General features: G+C 48.0%; 1 protein-coding gene. It reads left to right on the plus strand.

The window, feature by feature from the left end; all coding sequences use genetic code 11:
• Positions 1 to 13: 13 nt before the first annotated feature.
• A partial coding sequence (icmT, locus tag HBA93_RS20935; protein WP_353619423.1) for an IcmT/TraK family protein occupies positions 14 to 277 on the plus strand: 264 nt, incomplete at its 3' end.

Raw genomic sequence — 277 nt, forward strand, 5'->3', positions numbered from 1 at the left:
TTTCTTTTTTCTCATTCTTGCTGTTCATCTAAGAGTGTGGACAGCGATATTGCTTGTATCGGCAATGCTGGTGTTCTGGCTGGTTGAGCGTGCCGGCTATCGCTTTCCAAGTGTTATGCGGGCAATCAGAAGCACATTTGCCGGAACCCATCGTCCCGCTTTCTATCAGCGCAATTACCGCGAAGCAGTTGATTACGGCTATGAGTTCCGAAAGATGTCCTCCTCTGCCCCTGTTAGGTCTCCGAAAGAACGTACTGGATTGAATGAGAATGTGAAA

It is taken from the genome of Ochrobactrum sp. SFR4 (genome assembly GCF_019730395.1).
Classification (GTDB): domain Bacteria; phylum Pseudomonadota; class Alphaproteobacteria; order Rhizobiales; family Rhizobiaceae; genus Pseudochrobactrum.